At 73.4% G+C, this 14,278-nt stretch carries 12 protein-coding genes; 2 read left to right on the top strand and 10 right to left on the bottom strand.

All coding sequences use genetic code 11. The features are described 5' to 3' along the window. Nucleotides 1–35: 35 nt before the first annotated feature. The 9 genes from AB0M54_RS29145 to AB0M54_RS29105 form a co-directional block, all read right to left on the bottom strand. Nucleotides 36–665, bottom strand: a complete 630-nt coding sequence (locus tag AB0M54_RS29145) for a GPP34 family phosphoprotein (protein ID WP_364474756.1) — start codon at nucleotides 663–665, stop codon at nucleotides 36–38. 1 nt (nucleotide 666) lies between these two features. Beyond that, nucleotides 667–903: a hypothetical protein gene (locus AB0M54_RS29140; RefSeq protein ID WP_364474754.1), complete on the bottom strand. Its 237-nt coding sequence runs from the start codon at nucleotides 901–903 to the stop codon at nucleotides 667–669. A 7-nt stretch (nucleotides 904–910) separates the two neighbouring features. Then, the gene (locus AB0M54_RS29135) at nucleotides 911–1,810 is read right to left on the bottom strand and encodes an SPFH domain-containing protein (RefSeq protein WP_364474753.1); all 900 of its coding nucleotides are present in this window, start codon (nucleotides 1,808–1,810) and stop codon (nucleotides 911–913) included. Between the two features lie 24 nt (nucleotides 1,811–1,834). After that, a complete protein-coding gene (locus tag AB0M54_RS29130) occupies nucleotides 1,835–3,145 on the bottom strand; it encodes a M1 family metallopeptidase (RefSeq protein ID WP_364474751.1) in 1,311 nt (436 codons plus the stop codon). After that, nucleotides 3,142–7,050, bottom strand: a complete 3,909-nt coding sequence (locus tag AB0M54_RS29125; RefSeq protein ID WP_364474749.1) for a Pls/PosA family non-ribosomal peptide synthetase — start codon at nucleotides 7,048–7,050, stop codon at nucleotides 3,142–3,144. The genes AB0M54_RS29130 and AB0M54_RS29125 overlap by 4 nt, the downstream gene beginning before the upstream one ends. 143 nt (nucleotides 7,051–7,193) lie before the next feature. Further along, the gene (locus AB0M54_RS29120) at nucleotides 7,194–7,853 is read right to left on the bottom strand and encodes a response regulator transcription factor (protein ID WP_364474747.1); all 660 of its coding nucleotides are present in this window, start codon (nucleotides 7,851–7,853) and stop codon (nucleotides 7,194–7,196) included. After that, nucleotides 7,850–8,941 carry a histidine kinase gene (locus AB0M54_RS29115; RefSeq protein ID WP_364318136.1) on the bottom strand — a complete coding sequence of 364 codons (1,092 nt, stop codon included), beginning with the start codon at nucleotides 8,939–8,941 and terminating at the stop codon, nucleotides 7,850–7,852. Before AB0M54_RS29115 ends, AB0M54_RS29120 begins: the two co-directional genes overlap by 4 nt. 35 nt (nucleotides 8,942–8,976) lie before the next feature. Further along, nucleotides 8,977–9,798 carry a CPBP family intramembrane glutamic endopeptidase gene (locus AB0M54_RS29110; protein WP_364317851.1) on the bottom strand — a complete coding sequence of 274 codons (822 nt, stop codon included), beginning with the start codon at nucleotides 9,796–9,798 and terminating at the stop codon, nucleotides 8,977–8,979. A gap of 30 nt (nucleotides 9,799–9,828) precedes the next feature. Next, nucleotides 9,829–11,016, bottom strand: coding sequence for a cyclopropane-fatty-acyl-phospholipid synthase family protein (locus AB0M54_RS29105; protein WP_364474745.1), 1,188 nt, complete (start codon nucleotides 11,014–11,016; stop codon nucleotides 9,829–9,831). Nucleotides 11,017–11,259: 243 nt separating this feature from the next. Between AB0M54_RS29105 and AB0M54_RS29100 the strand changes: the two genes are divergently transcribed. Beyond that, nucleotides 11,260–12,051 carry a SigB/SigF/SigG family RNA polymerase sigma factor gene (locus tag AB0M54_RS29100; RefSeq protein WP_364474743.1) on the top strand — a complete coding sequence of 264 codons (792 nt, stop codon included), beginning with the start codon at nucleotides 11,260–11,262 and terminating at the stop codon, nucleotides 12,049–12,051. 50 nt (nucleotides 12,052–12,101) lie between these two features. Then, entirely contained in the window at nucleotides 12,102–12,815 is a 714-nt protein-coding gene (locus AB0M54_RS29095; RefSeq protein ID WP_364474741.1) for a GAF and ANTAR domain-containing protein, read from the top strand. Between the two features lies 1 nt (nucleotide 12,816). Here the strand turns inward: AB0M54_RS29095 and AB0M54_RS29090 are convergent, their stop codons facing one another. Further along, nucleotides 12,817–14,223, bottom strand: coding sequence for an aldehyde dehydrogenase family protein (locus tag AB0M54_RS29090; RefSeq protein WP_364474739.1), 1,407 nt, complete (start codon nucleotides 14,221–14,223; stop codon nucleotides 12,817–12,819). Nucleotides 14,224–14,278 lie beyond the last annotated feature (55 nt).

The following is a 14,278-nucleotide window of genomic DNA, read 5'->3' as shown; positions in this document are numbered from 1 at the left end:
TCGGCCGACTGGATCGTCTTGCCCTGGGCGGCGCGCTACCCGGCCTGGGCGGCCTCGGCGGACTGGATCGCCTTGCGCAGGGCGGGGCCGACCGGGCCGGTGAGCTCGGCGAGGTCGTGGAAGCGCCGTTTGCCGGCGCGCTTCGCCCGGCGGTCGAGGACGTGGGTCAGGCGGCCCTCGGCGACCAGGGTCACGAGCGCGGCGTCGGCCGGCTCGACCCGGAGGACCGGCTCCTTCATGGCGTCGCCGACCCGGCGCAGGAGTTCCCTGCGGACGCGGGGGTCGCGGATGGTCACCTTGGTCGTGGGGAACAGGCCGAGGATCCTCCGCGGCTCGAGGCGGACCCAGCCGCCCTCGCTGAGCTGCTGGCGCACGGCGGCGATGACGTGGCGGTGCCGGCGGCCGACCCAGACCTGCCACTTGCGCGGCCGGGCGCCGGCGATCTCGCCGAGCAGCGCGACCAGGACCGGATCGTGGGGCGGGCGGCGGACCGCGGCGACGGCGGGGCGGCCGTTCTCGTCGGTGAGGTGGCCCTCGAGATAGAGGTCGGCCAGGGCCGCGGCGCGGAGCACGGCGCCGAGGTGGACGCCCCAGCCGATCCGGCCCTTGTCGGGGTTGTAGGCCAGCAGGAAGGCGCGCTGGGCGAGGCTGCCGGGAATCGCCATGTCACTCCTCTTCCGGGTCGGGGTCGGACGAAGCAGGGTCGGGGGTGGTCCGGGGCCGGCCGGGCCCGCGCATCCGCCCGGCGTCACGGGGGAGGCGGCCGGCGTCGGCCAAGGCCTTGCGCAGGAGGAACTCGATCTGGGCGTTGGTGCTGCGGAGCTCATCACCGGCCCAGCGCGCGAGGGCGTCGTGCACGGCGGGGTCGAGCCGGAGGAGGAGCTTCTTGCGTTCGGTCGCCATGCGACGCCTAGTTGTAGAGGGTGCCCGCGTTGACCACGGGCTGGGCGTCCCGATCGCCGCACAGCACCACCAGCAGGTTGCTGACCATCGCGGCCTTGCGTTCCTCGTCGAGGTCGACCACGTCGTTCTCGGCCAGCCGGACCAGCGCCATCTCGACCATGCCGACCGCGCCCTCGACGATCCGGGTGCGGGCCGCGACCACGGCGTTGGCCTGTTGCCGGCGCAGCATGGCGTGGGCGATCTCGGGTGAATAGGCCAGCCGGGTCAGCCGGGACTCGATGATCTTCACGCCGGCCGCGGCGACCCGGACGCCGATCTCGTCGGAGAGCCGGGCGGTGATCTCGTCGGCGTTGTCCCGCAGCGACATCTGGGTGGTGTCGTGCGAGTCGTACGAGTAGCTGTTGGCGATGTGCCGGACCGCGGTCTCGGTCTGGATGGCCACGAACTCGATGAAGTCGTCGACCTCGAAGACGGCCTTGGCGGTGTCCTCGACCTGCCAGACGACCACCGCGGCGATGTCGATCGGGTTGCCGTCGGCGTCGTTGACCTTGAGCACGTCGGTCTCGTGGTTGCGAACCCGGGTGGAGACCCGGCGCCGCGCGGTGAGCGGGTTGACCCAGCGCAACCCGTCGGTGCGCAGGGTGCCGATGTAGCGGCCGAGCAGCTGGACGACCCGGGCCTCGCCGGGCGCGACCGCGGTCAGCCCAGGCAGGACGGCCAGCGCGGCCAGGAAGACCGGCACGCAAAGAGGGGCGAGGTTTTCGAAACCGTTCAGCGCGAGGACGAATAAGACGATGACGCTGAGCACGGCCACCAGCAGGGACAGGCCGGCGATCGGCCAGCCCGAGACGCTCCGGGCGGCCTGCTCCCGCACCTGGGGTGCGGGCATGTCGAGATGGTCGGTCATGACGATGATGCTAGCAAAGTGATATCACTTTTTGAAAGGGGGCAGCTCCGGCCGGTCCAGCCACGCCGTGAACAGGGCGTTCAACGGGTTCGGGGTGAAGGTCTGGGCGTACGCGCGGAACTGGGCGTCGGTGACCGTGGAGTGGCGATGCTCGGTGGGCCAGCCGCGCAGCAGCGCGAAGAACGCTTCGTCACCCATGAGAACCCGCAGCGCGTGCAGGGTCAGCCCGCCGCGCTTGTAGACCAGCGGGTCGAACATCCGGTCCACCCCAGGGTTCGCGACCGTCATGTCGGCCGGCCGGATCCGCAGGCGGGCGTGCCACTGGGCGGCGTGAGTGGCGGCCGACATCCCGCCGCTGACCGCCGACCACAACCATTCGGCGTACGTGGCGAAACCCTCGTTGAGCCAGATGTGCCGCCAGTCGGCCACCGTCAGGCTGTTGCCGAACCACTGGTGGGCCAGCTCGTGGGCGACCAGGCGCTCGTGGGTGCGCCGCCCGTCGAGATGGTTCTTGCCGAACACCGCCATGCCCTGCGCCTCGACCGGGTCGTCGAGGTCGTCGTCGGCGACCACCACCACGTACTCGCGGAACGGGTACGGCCCGAAGAACCGCTGCATGGTGGCCATGATCTCGCCGTGCCGGCCGAAGTCGTGCGCGAACCGGCGGCGCAGCCGGGGCGGGATCGCGGCCCGCTGGCGGACCTCGCCGGACGCCAGGTCGATCAGGTCGTAGCGGCCTATCTGCACGCTCATCAGGTACGGCGCCGTCGGCTCGGCCCGCTCGTACTCCCAGATCGTGGTGCCGGCGCCGCGGCGGCGGGAGACCAGGTCGCCGGTGACCACCGCGGTGTACGGCGCCGCGGTGGTGATCCGCACCCGGAACGCGGCCTTGGCGGCGGGGCGGTCGTCGCACGGGAACCAGGACGGCGCGCCGTTCGGCTGGCTGGCCACCAGCACGCCGTCGGTCAGCTCGTCCCAGCCGATGTCGCCCCACCGGCCGGAGATCGGCACCGGCTTGCCCGCGTACCGGACCTCGACCACGAAGTGACCCTCCACCGGCTGGGCCGGCATGATCCGCAGCTTGCCCGGCCGGTGGCTGAACCGGGCCGGCCGGTTGCCCACCCGGACCTCGGTGACCCGCAGCCGGCCCAGGTCGAGGGTGAACCGGGACAGCGGCTGCTCGGCCACGGCGGTGATGACGGCCCGACCGGCCAGCCGGTTGGTCACGATGCGGTAGTCGAGGTCGAGGTCGTAGTGGAGCACCCGGTAACCACCGTTGCCGTGCGCGGGGAGGTAGGAGTCGGTCGAGCGCTCGGCGCCCGCCCGAGGGGTCATGTCCGCGCCGGCCAGGTCGCGATCGGGTTGCCGAGCCAGCCGCTGTCGGCCGGCACGGCGTCACCCCGGGTCACCAGCGAACCGGGTCCCACCGTGGTCCGCGCGCCGATGCTCGCGCCGGGCAGCACGATGCCGTGCGGGCCGAGCGTCGCCCCGTCGGCCAGGGTCACCTCATCCATGCTCATGATCCGATCATGGAACAGGTGGGTCTGCACGACGCACCCCCGGTTCACCGTGGCGCCCGCGCCCAGCCGGACGAGGTCGTACTCGGGCAGCCAGTAGGTCTCCAGCCAGACACCGCGGCCGATCGTCGCCCCGAGCGTCCGCAGCCACGCGTTGAGCAGCGGCGTCCCGGTCACGAAGCGGACCAGCCACGGCACGCCGAGCACCTCGACGAACGTGTCGGCCAGCTCGTTGCGCCACACGAACGACGTCCACAGCGCGTGGTCGGTGACCCGGAACCGGCCGACCAGCAGCCACTTCGCCACGGTCGCGGTGAGCGCGGCGACGATCGCGCCGGCCAGCAGCACCGGCCCGGCGGCCAGCGCGGTGACCCAGCCGCCGGCCGCCGACCAGATCAGCGCCAGCGCGGCCAGGACCAGGACGGCCAGCGCGGCGGCGAGCATCACCGGCACGACGCGGCACAGCTCGATCGCCGCGCGGGCCGCCTTGAGCCGGAGCGGCGGCTCGAAGGTGCGGCTGGCGTCGGCCGCCTCGGCCACCCGGCGCAGCGGCATCGGGGGAGCGCCCAGCCACGACGTGCCCTTCTTGGCCTTGCGCGGCGCCGACGACAGCACACCGACCAGGCCGTGCTTGGGCACCGACCGGCCCGGCGCGGCCATCCCCGAGTTGCCGAGGAACGCCTGCTTGCCGATGCGGGCCGGGGCGACGCGCAGCCAGCCGCCGCTGAGCTCGTAGGTGGCGACCATGGTGTCGTCGGCCAGGAACGCGCCGTCCGAGACCGTGGTCATCGCGGGCAGGGCCAGCACCGTCGACGCCTCCACACCGCGTCCCACCTTCGCGCCGAGCAGGCGCAGCCAGACCGGCGTGAACAGGCTCGCGTACATCGGGAACAGCGCCACCCGGGCCATGCCCATCAGCCGCTCGGTGGTCCACACCTGCCACGCGATCCGGCCGTGCACCGGGTGACAGCCGGCCGTCAGGCCCACGCTGAGCAGCCGGACGAAGATCAGGACCAGGCCGGCGTACGCGACCAGGTAGCTCACCACGGCCAGGGGAACGACGGCCAGCGCCGCGCCGACCGTGGGCTGATGGGCCAGCGCCCAGCCGAGCAGCGCCAGCGCGGGCAGCGCGGCCACCACCGGCAGCAGGCCGAGCAGGTGCGAGGTCACGCCGTAGGCGGCGACCCAGAACCGCGACCGCGGCGGCCGCTTGCCGGGCCACGGGATCTCGTCCTCGGCGACCGGGACGGCGGGGGAGCCGGCCCAGCGCCGGCCGGCCGGGACGGCCCCGGTCACGGTCGAACCGGCGGCGACGCGGGCGTTCTTGCCGACCCGCGCGCCCGGCATCAGGGTGCTGCGGGAACCGACCCGGGCACCGGCGCCGACCCGCACCCGGCCGATCCGCACGACGTCGCCGTCGACCCAGTAGCCGGAGAGGTCGACCTCGGGCTCGACCGCCGCGCCCCGGCCCACCTTCAGCAGGCCGGTGACCGGCGGCGCCGAGTGCAGGTCGGCGTCGGGGCCGATCTGCGCGCCGAGCGCCCGCGCGTAGGTGATCAGCCAGGACGCCCCGGACACGCCGGTCACGCCGGAGACGTCGGCCAGCCGTTCCGCGGCCCAGAGCCGCAGGTGCACGTGGCCGCCGCGCGGGTACTCGCCCGGGCGTACGCCGCGCAGCAGCAGCCGAGCCCCGCCCGCCGCCACCGCGATCCGGCCGGCCGGGGTGAACAGCAGTAGCCAGCCCGCGGCGATCCACCACCAGGAGACCGCCGGGGCCCACGGCGCCGGGTCGGTCAGCGCGAGAAGGTCGTCGGAGGCCGCCAGCAGGTTGCCCAGCGTGGCCAGCACGGTGAGCCACCGCAGCCCGGTCAGGGCGAGCATCGGCAGCATCAGCAGGGCCTGGACGAACCCGGCCCGCCGCGGCGTCGGCCGGACCTCGCGCCGGGCCTCGGTGGTGTCCTCCAGGGCGTCGAGCACCGAGGCCAGCTGCGACAGCCGGGTGTGCTGGTAGATGTCGGCCACCGACACCCGCGGGTAGCGGGCCCGGATCCAGGCCACCAGCTGCGCGGCGTTGAGGCTGCCGCCGCCGTGGCTGAAGAAGTCGGCATCGGCCTCGGCCGGGCGGATCCCGAGGATCGACTCCCAGCCGCCGGCCAGCCATTCCTGGGTCTCGGTCAGCGAACCCGCCCTTGCGAAGGAAGGGAGCGGCCAGGGCAGGGCGGCCCGGTCGACCTTCCCGGAGGTACGGGTGGGCAGGTCATCGATCACGGCCAGCAGCGGCACCAGCGCGGCCGGGAGCTGCTCGCGGATCCGTGCGGCGGCCGCGTCGGCGTCGAAGCCCGCGCCGTCGTGCGGCACCAGGTAGCCGACCAGGAGCTGGTTGCCGGCGGCGGTGCGCTGGACCGCGGCGGCGGCGCCGGCGACACCCGGCAGCGCTTGCAGCGCGGCGTCCACCTCGCCCAGCTCGATCCGGCGGCCGCCGAGCTTCACCTGCTCGTCGCCGCGGCCCAGGAACAGCAGCCCCTCGGGCTCGGCGCGGACGATGTCGCCACTGCGGTACGCCCGCCGCCAGCCCAGCGACGGCAGCGGCGCGAACTTCTGGGCGTCCTTGCCGGCGTCCAGGTACCGGGCCAGGCCCACCCCGCCGATGACCAGCTCGCCGGAGCCGCCCATCTCGACCGGCTCGCCCGCCGCGTCGACCACGGCCAGCTCCCAGCCGGCCAGCGGCAGCCCGATGCGCACCGGGCCCTCGCCGGTCAGCCGGGCCGCGCAGGCCACCACGGTCGCCTCGGTCGGGCCGTACGTGTTCCAGACCTCGCGCCCCTCGACGGCCAGCCGCTCGGCCAGTTCGGGTGGGCAGGCCTCGCCACCGAAGATCAGCAGGCGCACGTCGTCGAGCGCCTCGGCCGGCCACAGCGCGGCCAGCGTCGGCACCGTGGAGACCACGGTGATCCGCCGCTCGGCCAGCCACGGGCCGAGGTCGACGCCGCTGCGGACCAGCGACCGCGCGGCCGGTACCAGGCACGCGCCGTGCCGCCAGGCCAGCCACATCTCTTCACAGGAGGCGTCGAAGGCCGCGGAGAGCCCGGCCAGCACCCGGTCGTCCGGGCCGATCGGGCCCTCGGGGTCGTCGGCGAGGAACAGCCGCGCCTCGGCGTCGACGAACGCGGCCGCCGCGGCGTGGGTGACCGCGACACCCTTGGGGGTGCCGGTGGAACCGGAGGTGAAGATGATCCAGGCGTCGTCCTCGGGGCCGGGCCGGCCGGTCTGCCCGAGCGGAGTGCTGCGGGGAGACACGATCAGCCCGTCGCCCAGCACCGCGCAGACGCCCGCCTCGCCGAAGACCTGCTCGGCGCGCTCCTCGGGGTCGTCGGCGTCGACCGGCACGTACGCCGCGCCGGCCGCCAGCACACCGAGGATCGCCAGGTAGAGGTCGGCCGTGCCGGAGGACACCCGGACGCCGACCCGGTCGCCGGGGCCGATCCCGTGTCCCGCCAGCATCTTGCGCACCGCGTCGACCTCGTCGGCCAGCTCGCGGTAGGTCAGCGTGACCTCGGCGGTGTCGAGCGCCAGGGCGTCGGGATGGGCGTGTGCCGTCGCGTCGAGGATGTCGGCCAGGGTGCGGCGGAACGGCGCCGAGGACGACCGGAAGACGGCCGGGTCGCCGGGCGTGGCAACGATGTCGGGCAGCTCGATCAGACGCGGATCAGTCGTCACGGTCACCGGGCGCGCTCCACTGTCACCTCGCGGGATAGTCGTCGACCAGGCGTGTGGCACGACCCGCCCGGGGCAGCGACCAACATTACGGCAGGTGAACGCGAACTGACCTCGAAGTATCGGGTTCGTGTCGGCGGACACAGGGTGTTTTAGACCACCAGCCCGGTTCGGTACGCGTAGACGACCGCCTGGACGCGGTCGCGCAGGTCGAGCTTGGTGAGGATCCGGGAGACGTACGTCTTCACGGTCTCCGGGCTGATCACCAGCTCGGCGGCGATCTCGCTGTTCGACCGGCCGTTCGCGATCAGCTTAAGCACCTCCAGCTCGCGCGGGGCCAGCGGCACGTCGCCCGGGCCGCGGCCGGCCGGGCGGATCCGGGCCGCGTACCGGCCGACCAGCTGACGGGTGACCTCGGGGGCCAGCAGCGCGGCGCCGGTCGCCACGGTGCGGATGCCGTTGAGCAGCTGGGCCGGTGGCGCGTCCTTGAGCAGGAAGCCGCTGGCGCCGGCGCGCAGCGCCTCGTAGACGTACTCGTCGAGGTTGAAGGTGGTCACCACCAGCACCTTGACCGGCTGCTCGACCCCGTCACCGGCCAGCTGCCGGGTGGCCTGGATGCCGTCCAGCACCGGCATCCGGACATCCATCACCACGACGTCCGGGTTCAGCCGCCGGGCCAGCTCGACCGCGGCCCGGCCGTCGCCGCACTCGCCGACGATCTCCATGTCCGGCTGGGCGTCGATGATCGTGGCGAAGCCGGTGCGGATCAGGGCCTGGTCGTCGCAGACCAGCACCCGGGTCGGGGCGGTCACGAGCCGTTTCCGGCCGGGATGCACGCGGTCACCACGAAACCGCCGCCGGGCCGGTGGCCCGCGCTGAACTCGCCGCCGAGCACGTCGACCCGCTCGCGCAGCCCGGTCAGCCCGCGACCGCTGCCGCCGGGCGACGCTCCGCCCGTACCCGTGCCGTCGGTGGTGATCTGCACCGTGATGTCCCTTGCGCCGTGGTGAACATGGACCGAGGTGTGGCCGCCGTGGTCGTACTTCAGGGCGTTGGTGAGGGCCTCCCGCACGACGCGGAAGGCGACCGCCTCGGCGCTGCCCGGCGACTCCTGCGGCCGGCCGTCCTCGATGAGGTCGACCGGCTGACCGGCCTGCCGGATCCGCTCGACCAGCGTGCCCAGCTCGACCTCCGGGGCCTCGTGGTCGGGATTGAGCAGGTCGAGCAGGTGCCGCAGGTCGGTGATGGCCCGACGCCCGGTGCCGGCCACGCCGGACAGCGTCTGGTCGAGCCGGTCCGGCGCCGCGGTCAGGTAACGGGCCGCCTCGACCTGGACGACCATCGCCGTCACGTGGTGGGTGACAACGTCGTGCAGCTCGCGGGCGATGCGGGTGCGCTCGGCGGCGCGGGTGGCCTCGGCGACGTGCCGGCGGCGCTCCTCCTCGATCGCCCGCGTCCTCCGCAGCCAGGCCCCGGCGCTCCAGGCGAGCGCGCAGATCAGGTAGAACGTGACGAACCCGATCACGCCCTCGGACGAGCCCTGCTGGTAGAGCGCGATCGACAGCGGCACGTACGCCGCGGTCAGCAGGCCGACCGTGGCCCACCGGCGCCACTCGAGGTAGGCGCCCGCGCTGAGCAGGGCGAACCCCAGCGCCGACCCGGCGACCAGGTGGTAGGCCCGCAGCTGGTCGATGACGAAGCCGGTGGAGATCAGGGCCAGGCTGACCGCCGGCCACCGCCGCCGCGCGGCCAGCGGCAGGCACTCCAGCGCCAGCACCAGCACGGTCAGCGCGTCGAACGGCCGGATCGGCAGGTCGCCGAGCTGGGTGCCCCGGTTCTTCAGGGCCGGCACCAGCGACGCGGCCAGCAGGGCCAGGCCCAACGGGAGATCCCGGACCATGACGTCGAGGCGACGCCACCGGTCCGGGAGGTTTTTCACGCGGAAACCTTAGCGGCTGCCCGGCGGCGCGGGGCCACGATGGTGCCGCGGCGGGCCGCCAGCCAGAGGAACACCACGGTCAGGATCACACCGGCGCCGACCGCGTAGACGCTGCCCTCCGGGCCGAACGCGCCGCCGGTGATCAGGTCCCGGCCGGTCAGCGTGGTGTCGAGCAGGCCCTTGGAGTCGCCGTTGCCGGACACCGTGGCGCTGAACAGGCCGCCGAGGGCGAAGTTCCAGCCGAAGTGCAGGCCGATCGTGACCCAGAGGCTGCGCGTGGCGGCGTAGCAGGCGGCGAGCATGAAACCGGCCTCGACGGCGATCGCGGTGGCGCCCCACAGGGTGGCGTCCGGGTTGAGCAGGTGCATCGCGCCGAACAGCAGCCCGGTCGCCACCAGCGCGATCCAGGTGCCGGTCAGCTTCTCCAGCCAGCGGAACAGCAGGCCGCGGAACATCAGCTCCTCGGTGGTCGCGGCGGCGGCCATGACACCGAGAAGGCCGAGCGAGCCGGTCACCGAGCCGATCCCGTCGACGTGGAAGCCGCCGAGGAAGGCGATGTTGACGATGACCGCGGCGAACATCGCGAACCCGATCAGCGTTCCCCGGGTCAGGCCGCCGGCCGCCTTCGCGCGGGCCAGCTCGGTCACCTCGCGCTTCTCGGTCCGGCGGACCACCCAGGCGTACGCCAGACTCGCGAGCACCGCGGTGAGCAGGCCGCCGAGCAGAGCCAGCCAGGGATTGTCCTGCACCGCGACGACGGCCAGCGAACCGCCGTAGGCGACCGCGACCACGGTGACCAGCTGAAGAACGAACCGCATTTTTCCTCCTCGTTGGGTGTGAGGAAAACGCTATTGATCGGTGCGCTCCGAAACGTCACCACGCGGTGGACACTCGGCTGTAGCTCGCTCGGGGGACACCACGACCAGCTGGCTCACGTCGAGATAGCCGGCCCGGAAGCCCGCTTCGCAGAACGAGAGGTAGTAGTCCCAGGTCCGGTCGTGCTCACCGGCCGCCCGCCAGCGGCGCAGGGTCTCGGCGTAGTGCCAGGACCCGAAGTCGAACCGCTCCTCGACCAGCCCGCCGGCCGCCGTGAAAGCGGCCTCGATCGCCTCGGCCGACGGCACCAGGCCGCCGGGGAAGATGTGCTTCTGGATCCAGGTGTACGCGTGGACGGTCGCGAGCATCCGCTCGTGGTCGGTGGTGATCAGCTGGATCCCGGCCCGCCCGCCCGGCCGCAGGTGCCCGAGCACCGCCTCGGCGAAGGCCGGCCAGTAGTCGTACCCGACCGCCTCGACCATCTCCACGCTGACCACCGCGTCGAAGCCGCCCGGCGCCGGCTCGACCTCGCGGTAGTCGCATCGCCGCACCTCGACGCGGTCGGCGACCCCGGCCTCCCGCAGCCGCTCCACGGCCAGCCGCCGCTGCTGCTCGGACAGCGTCACGCTGACCACCCGGGCGCCGCGGCGGGCGGCCCGGATCGCCAGCTCACCCCAGCCGGTGCCGATCTCCAGCAGGTGGCTCCCGGCGCCCACCCGGGTCACGTCGAGCAGCCGGTCGATCTTGCGGTGCTGCGCCTCGGTGAGGTCGTCGTCCCGGGAGGCGAACAGCGCCGACGAGTACGTCATGGAACGGTCCAGGAAGGACGCGAACATCTCGTTGGGCAGGTCGTAGTGGCGCCCGGCGTTGCTGGGCGCCGCCTCGAGGGTGCCCTCCTCGGCCCGCGGCGGCCGGACCCGGCGCAGCCGCCACAGCCGCTTCTGCAGCGCCGGGGCGATCCCGGCCAGCCCGGTGGCCACGGCGGTCAGCAGGGCCGGTAGGTCGTCGCTGTCCCAGTCACCGGCCTGATAGGACTCGCCGAGGCCGATCTCGCCGTCGTCGCCCAGCCGCCGGTGGAGCTCGCGCGGCCGCCGCAGCCTCATGATCGGGCCCTCGGCGCCGGTCACCTTCCCGTCCGGGTAGGCGATCCGCATCGGCAGGCGCCGGGCGAGCGAGCGCAGCAGCAGCCCGGCGGCGGCCGTGCGGAGGGACGGGCTCACCGTGGTGACGCTAGAGGGGGCGCCTGCCGTTCGCTGAGCTGCCCCGGGCCGCGGAGGCGGCAGATGAGTGACCTACGTCACAGAAGAGCGGGATTCGTTCTCGGACCGCTGGGGTACGGAGTCTGCCATCGGTCAAGAAGGCGCCGAGCGACTTGCTTCAACGCAGTCGCGGTCAACGGCGCCGGCTTGTTCATGTCTCCGCCCGGAATCCGCGCTGCGACGCGGAAAGTGGGAGGAAACACCGTGACCCTTGCTGTCAGGCACTCCACGGCCGCGGCCGCTGCGGCCGACGCGCGAGCCACCGAGCTCGTCAACACGATGGCGGCGCTGCCCCTCGGCCACCCCGACCGACCGCGGCTGCGGGGGCAGGCCATCGAGGCCTGGATGCCGATGGCGAAGCGGCTCACCCGTCGCTACGCCAATCGGGGCGAATCCTTCGACGACCTGCTCCAGACGGCGGCGATCGGCCTGATCAAGGCGGTCGACGGGTTCGACGCGACCCGCGGCGTCGACTTCGTCGGGTACGCGATCCCGACCATCCTCGGCGAGATCAAGCGGTACTTCCGGGACAAGGCGTGGACGCTGCGCATCCCGCGGCGCCTCCAGGAACTGCGCCTGGCGATCGCGGCGGCCCAGGCCGATCTGAGCCACGACCTGCAGCAGGCCCCCACGGTGGCGGACGTCGCCGGTCGGCTCGGCGTCTCCGAGGAGGAGGTTCTCGAGGCGATGGAGGCCGGGCACGCGTACCGGGCGGTCTCGCTCTCGGCGCCGCTGGGCGACGGCGAGGACTCGGCGATCAGCGACACGCTCGCCGCCGAGGAGGCCGGCTACGCCAGGGCCGAGCTGAACGTCGCCCTGCCGCCGGCGCTGGCCAGCCTGGACAACCGGGAACGGCGCATCGTCGTCCAGTACTTCTACGGCAACCAGACCCAGGCATGCATCGCCGAGCAGCTGGGCATCTCCCAGATGCACGTCTCCCGACTGCTGTCCCGGGCGTTGAAGAATCTCCGGGGACAGCTCTCCGAGGCCGGCTGACATCACGGTCCGTTCGCCGGGCCCAGCCGCCGGCCGGAAAGGCGCACGGCATGACGACCGCGAAGTACCCGGATCCACACCAGGCGTTCGCCGAGCTGGGCCGCATCCGGCTCAGCGAGACCGACCTCCGGGGCGTGCTGGCGCGCGTGGCCGAGCTGGCGAAACAGACGCTCGACGGAGCCGACGAGGTCTCCGTGACGCTGGTCACCGGCCCGGACGCGCGCACCGCCACGTTCACCGGCGACGTCGCCCTCGACCTGGACGAGACCCAGTACGAGGCCGAGCGGGGGCCCTGCCTGGACGCGTCCATGACCGCCACCACGTTCTCGATCCCCGACACCGGCACCGAGGAGCGGTGGCCCGGCTTCGCCAAGCGGGCCGCCGACGCGGGTATCCGCAGCACGCTGTCGGTCGGCATGCCGATCCAGGAGGCGGTCACCGGCGCCCTCAACGTGTACTCCACGAGGCCGGCCGCCTTCGACGACGACGCGATCGACGTGGCCGAGACCTTCGCCGGGTACGCGGCCGTGGCGCTGGCCAACGCACACGTCTACGACGAGACGGCGACCCTGGCCCGGCAGATGCGCGAGGCGATGGAGAACCGGGCCGTCATCGAACAGGCCAAGGGCGTCCTGATGGCCGAGCGGCGGTGCTCCGCCGACGAGGCCTTCGCGCTGCTCAGCCGGGTCTCCCAGGACAGCAACCGCAAGCTGCGCGACGTGGCCGCCGCCCTGGTCGGCCGGGCCGCCGGCCGGCCGCGGTAGGTCACCAGCCGGACGGCGGCGCCTGCAGGTGCACGGCCTTGGTCACGGTCATCTCGTCGAGCAGCTCCGGCCCGTACCCGAAGCCCTCACCGCTGGCCCGCCGGGGGTGAGCCGCACCGCCGGGCGCGCCCCCGAACACGTTGTTGACCTTGACCGTGCCGGCCGGCAACCGGCGCCACGCCTGCTGAGCGTTGCTCATCGACGCGGTCAGCACGGTCGCGGACAGCCCGTACGGTGAATCCGCGGCCCGCCGCAGCCCCTCGTCGAACGAGCCGACCACGGCCACCGGCGCCACCGGGCCGAACGTCTCCTCCCGCATCACCGCCATGTCGTCGGTGCAGCCGGCCAGCACGGTCGGCGGGTAGAAGGCGCCCGGACCATCCGGCGCCACGCCGCCGCACCGCAGGTCAGCGCCGTCCTTCACCGCCCGGCGGACCTGATCGTCCACAGCGTCCCGGAGCCGCTTGTCGACCAGCGGCCCGATCCGCGCCGACCAGCGTCCAGCCTCGGCCACCAGCGCGTCCAGGAACGCGTCGGCGATGTCCCGGTGCACATAGACGCGCTCGACGGCGACACAGATCTGACCCGAGTTCGCGTACGCGCCCAGCGCCGCCTGCCCCGCCGCCCACACCGGATCCACCCCGGCGTCGACCACCAGCGGGTCACTGCCACCGTTCTCCAGCAGCGCCTTCGCGCCGGTCCGGGCACACGCGGCGGCGATCGAGCGACCGGTGGCGGTCGAGCCGACCTGCGCCACCACGTCCACCTCGGAGCCGGCGAGCGCGGCCCCCACCTCGCCGTCCCCGGCCAGCACGTTCAGCACGCCGGCCGGCAGATGCGGCTCGAGCAGCCGGGCCAGCCGCCAGCCGGTCGCGGGCGTGCGCTCGCTGGGCTTGAAGACCACCGTGTTGCCGGTGACCAGGGCCGCGCCCAGCAGACCGCAGGACACCGCCACCGGGTCGTTCCAGGGTGTGATCACGCCCACCACGCCGCGTGGCGCGTACGCCATCAGGTCGATCGCCTCGTCATCACCGGCCAGCGTGCGGCCACGGTGGACCGGGCCCAGCTCGGCGTACTGCCGCAGCGTCCCGACGCCGGCGGCGATCGAATCCCCGGCCTCGTCCGCCGGCTTGCCCATCTCGGTGTGCATGATCTGGGCGAGCTCGCCGGACGCGGCCTCGATCGCGTCGGCCGCCGCGCGCACCGCCGCCGCCCGGGCCGCCGGGGCCGTGGCCGCCCACCCGTCCGCGGCCGCCCGCGCCGCGTGCACGGCCGCCCGGACGTCTTCTTCCGACGACATCACCACCCGGGTCACCGGGGTGTCGTCCGATGGATCGGCCACGGTCATCTCACGGTCTGAATTGCCCGTTCCCCAGGCCCCACCGATAAGTTGCTGTACATCGTGCATGGTGGATCGCATGCCCGGGGAGACCCTTCCCAAACAAGGTATCTGTGCAGGTGGT

Source organism: Actinoplanes sp. NPDC051470 (assembly GCF_040682035.1).
GTDB lineage: Bacteria > Actinomycetota > Actinomycetes > Mycobacteriales > Micromonosporaceae > Actinoplanes.
The sequence above is the reverse complement of the archived record's forward strand: the minus strand, read 5'-3'. Positions and strand labels throughout refer to the sequence as shown.

Coding starts and splice junctions, on each gene's coding strand:
- AB0M54_RS29130 (WP_364474751.1), bottom strand. CDS start 3,145: ATGACCCCTCGGGCGGGCGCCGAGCGCTCGACCGACTCCTACCTCCCC.
- AB0M54_RS29145 (WP_364474756.1), bottom strand. CDS start 665: ATGGCGATTCCCGGCAGCCTCGCCCAGCGCGCCTTCCTGCTGGCCTAC.
- AB0M54_RS29115 (WP_364318136.1), bottom strand. CDS start 8,941: ATGGTCCGGGATCTCCCGTTGGGCCTGGCCCTGCTGGCCGCGTCGCTG.
- AB0M54_RS29135 (WP_364474753.1), bottom strand. CDS start 1,810: ATGACCGACCATCTCGACATGCCCGCACCCCAGGTGCGGGAGCAGGCC.
- AB0M54_RS29140 (WP_364474754.1), bottom strand. CDS start 903: ATGGCGACCGAACGCAAGAAGCTCCTCCTCCGGCTCGACCCCGCCGTG.
- AB0M54_RS29095 (WP_364474741.1), top strand. CDS start 12,102: ATGACGACCGCGAAGTACCCGGATCCACACCAGGCGTTCGCCGAGCTG.
- AB0M54_RS29090 (WP_364474739.1), bottom strand. CDS start 14,223: ATGCACGATGTACAGCAACTTATCGGTGGGGCCTGGGGAACGGGCAAT.
- AB0M54_RS29110 (WP_364317851.1), bottom strand. CDS start 9,798: ATGCGGTTCGTTCTTCAGCTGGTCACCGTGGTCGCGGTCGCCTACGGC.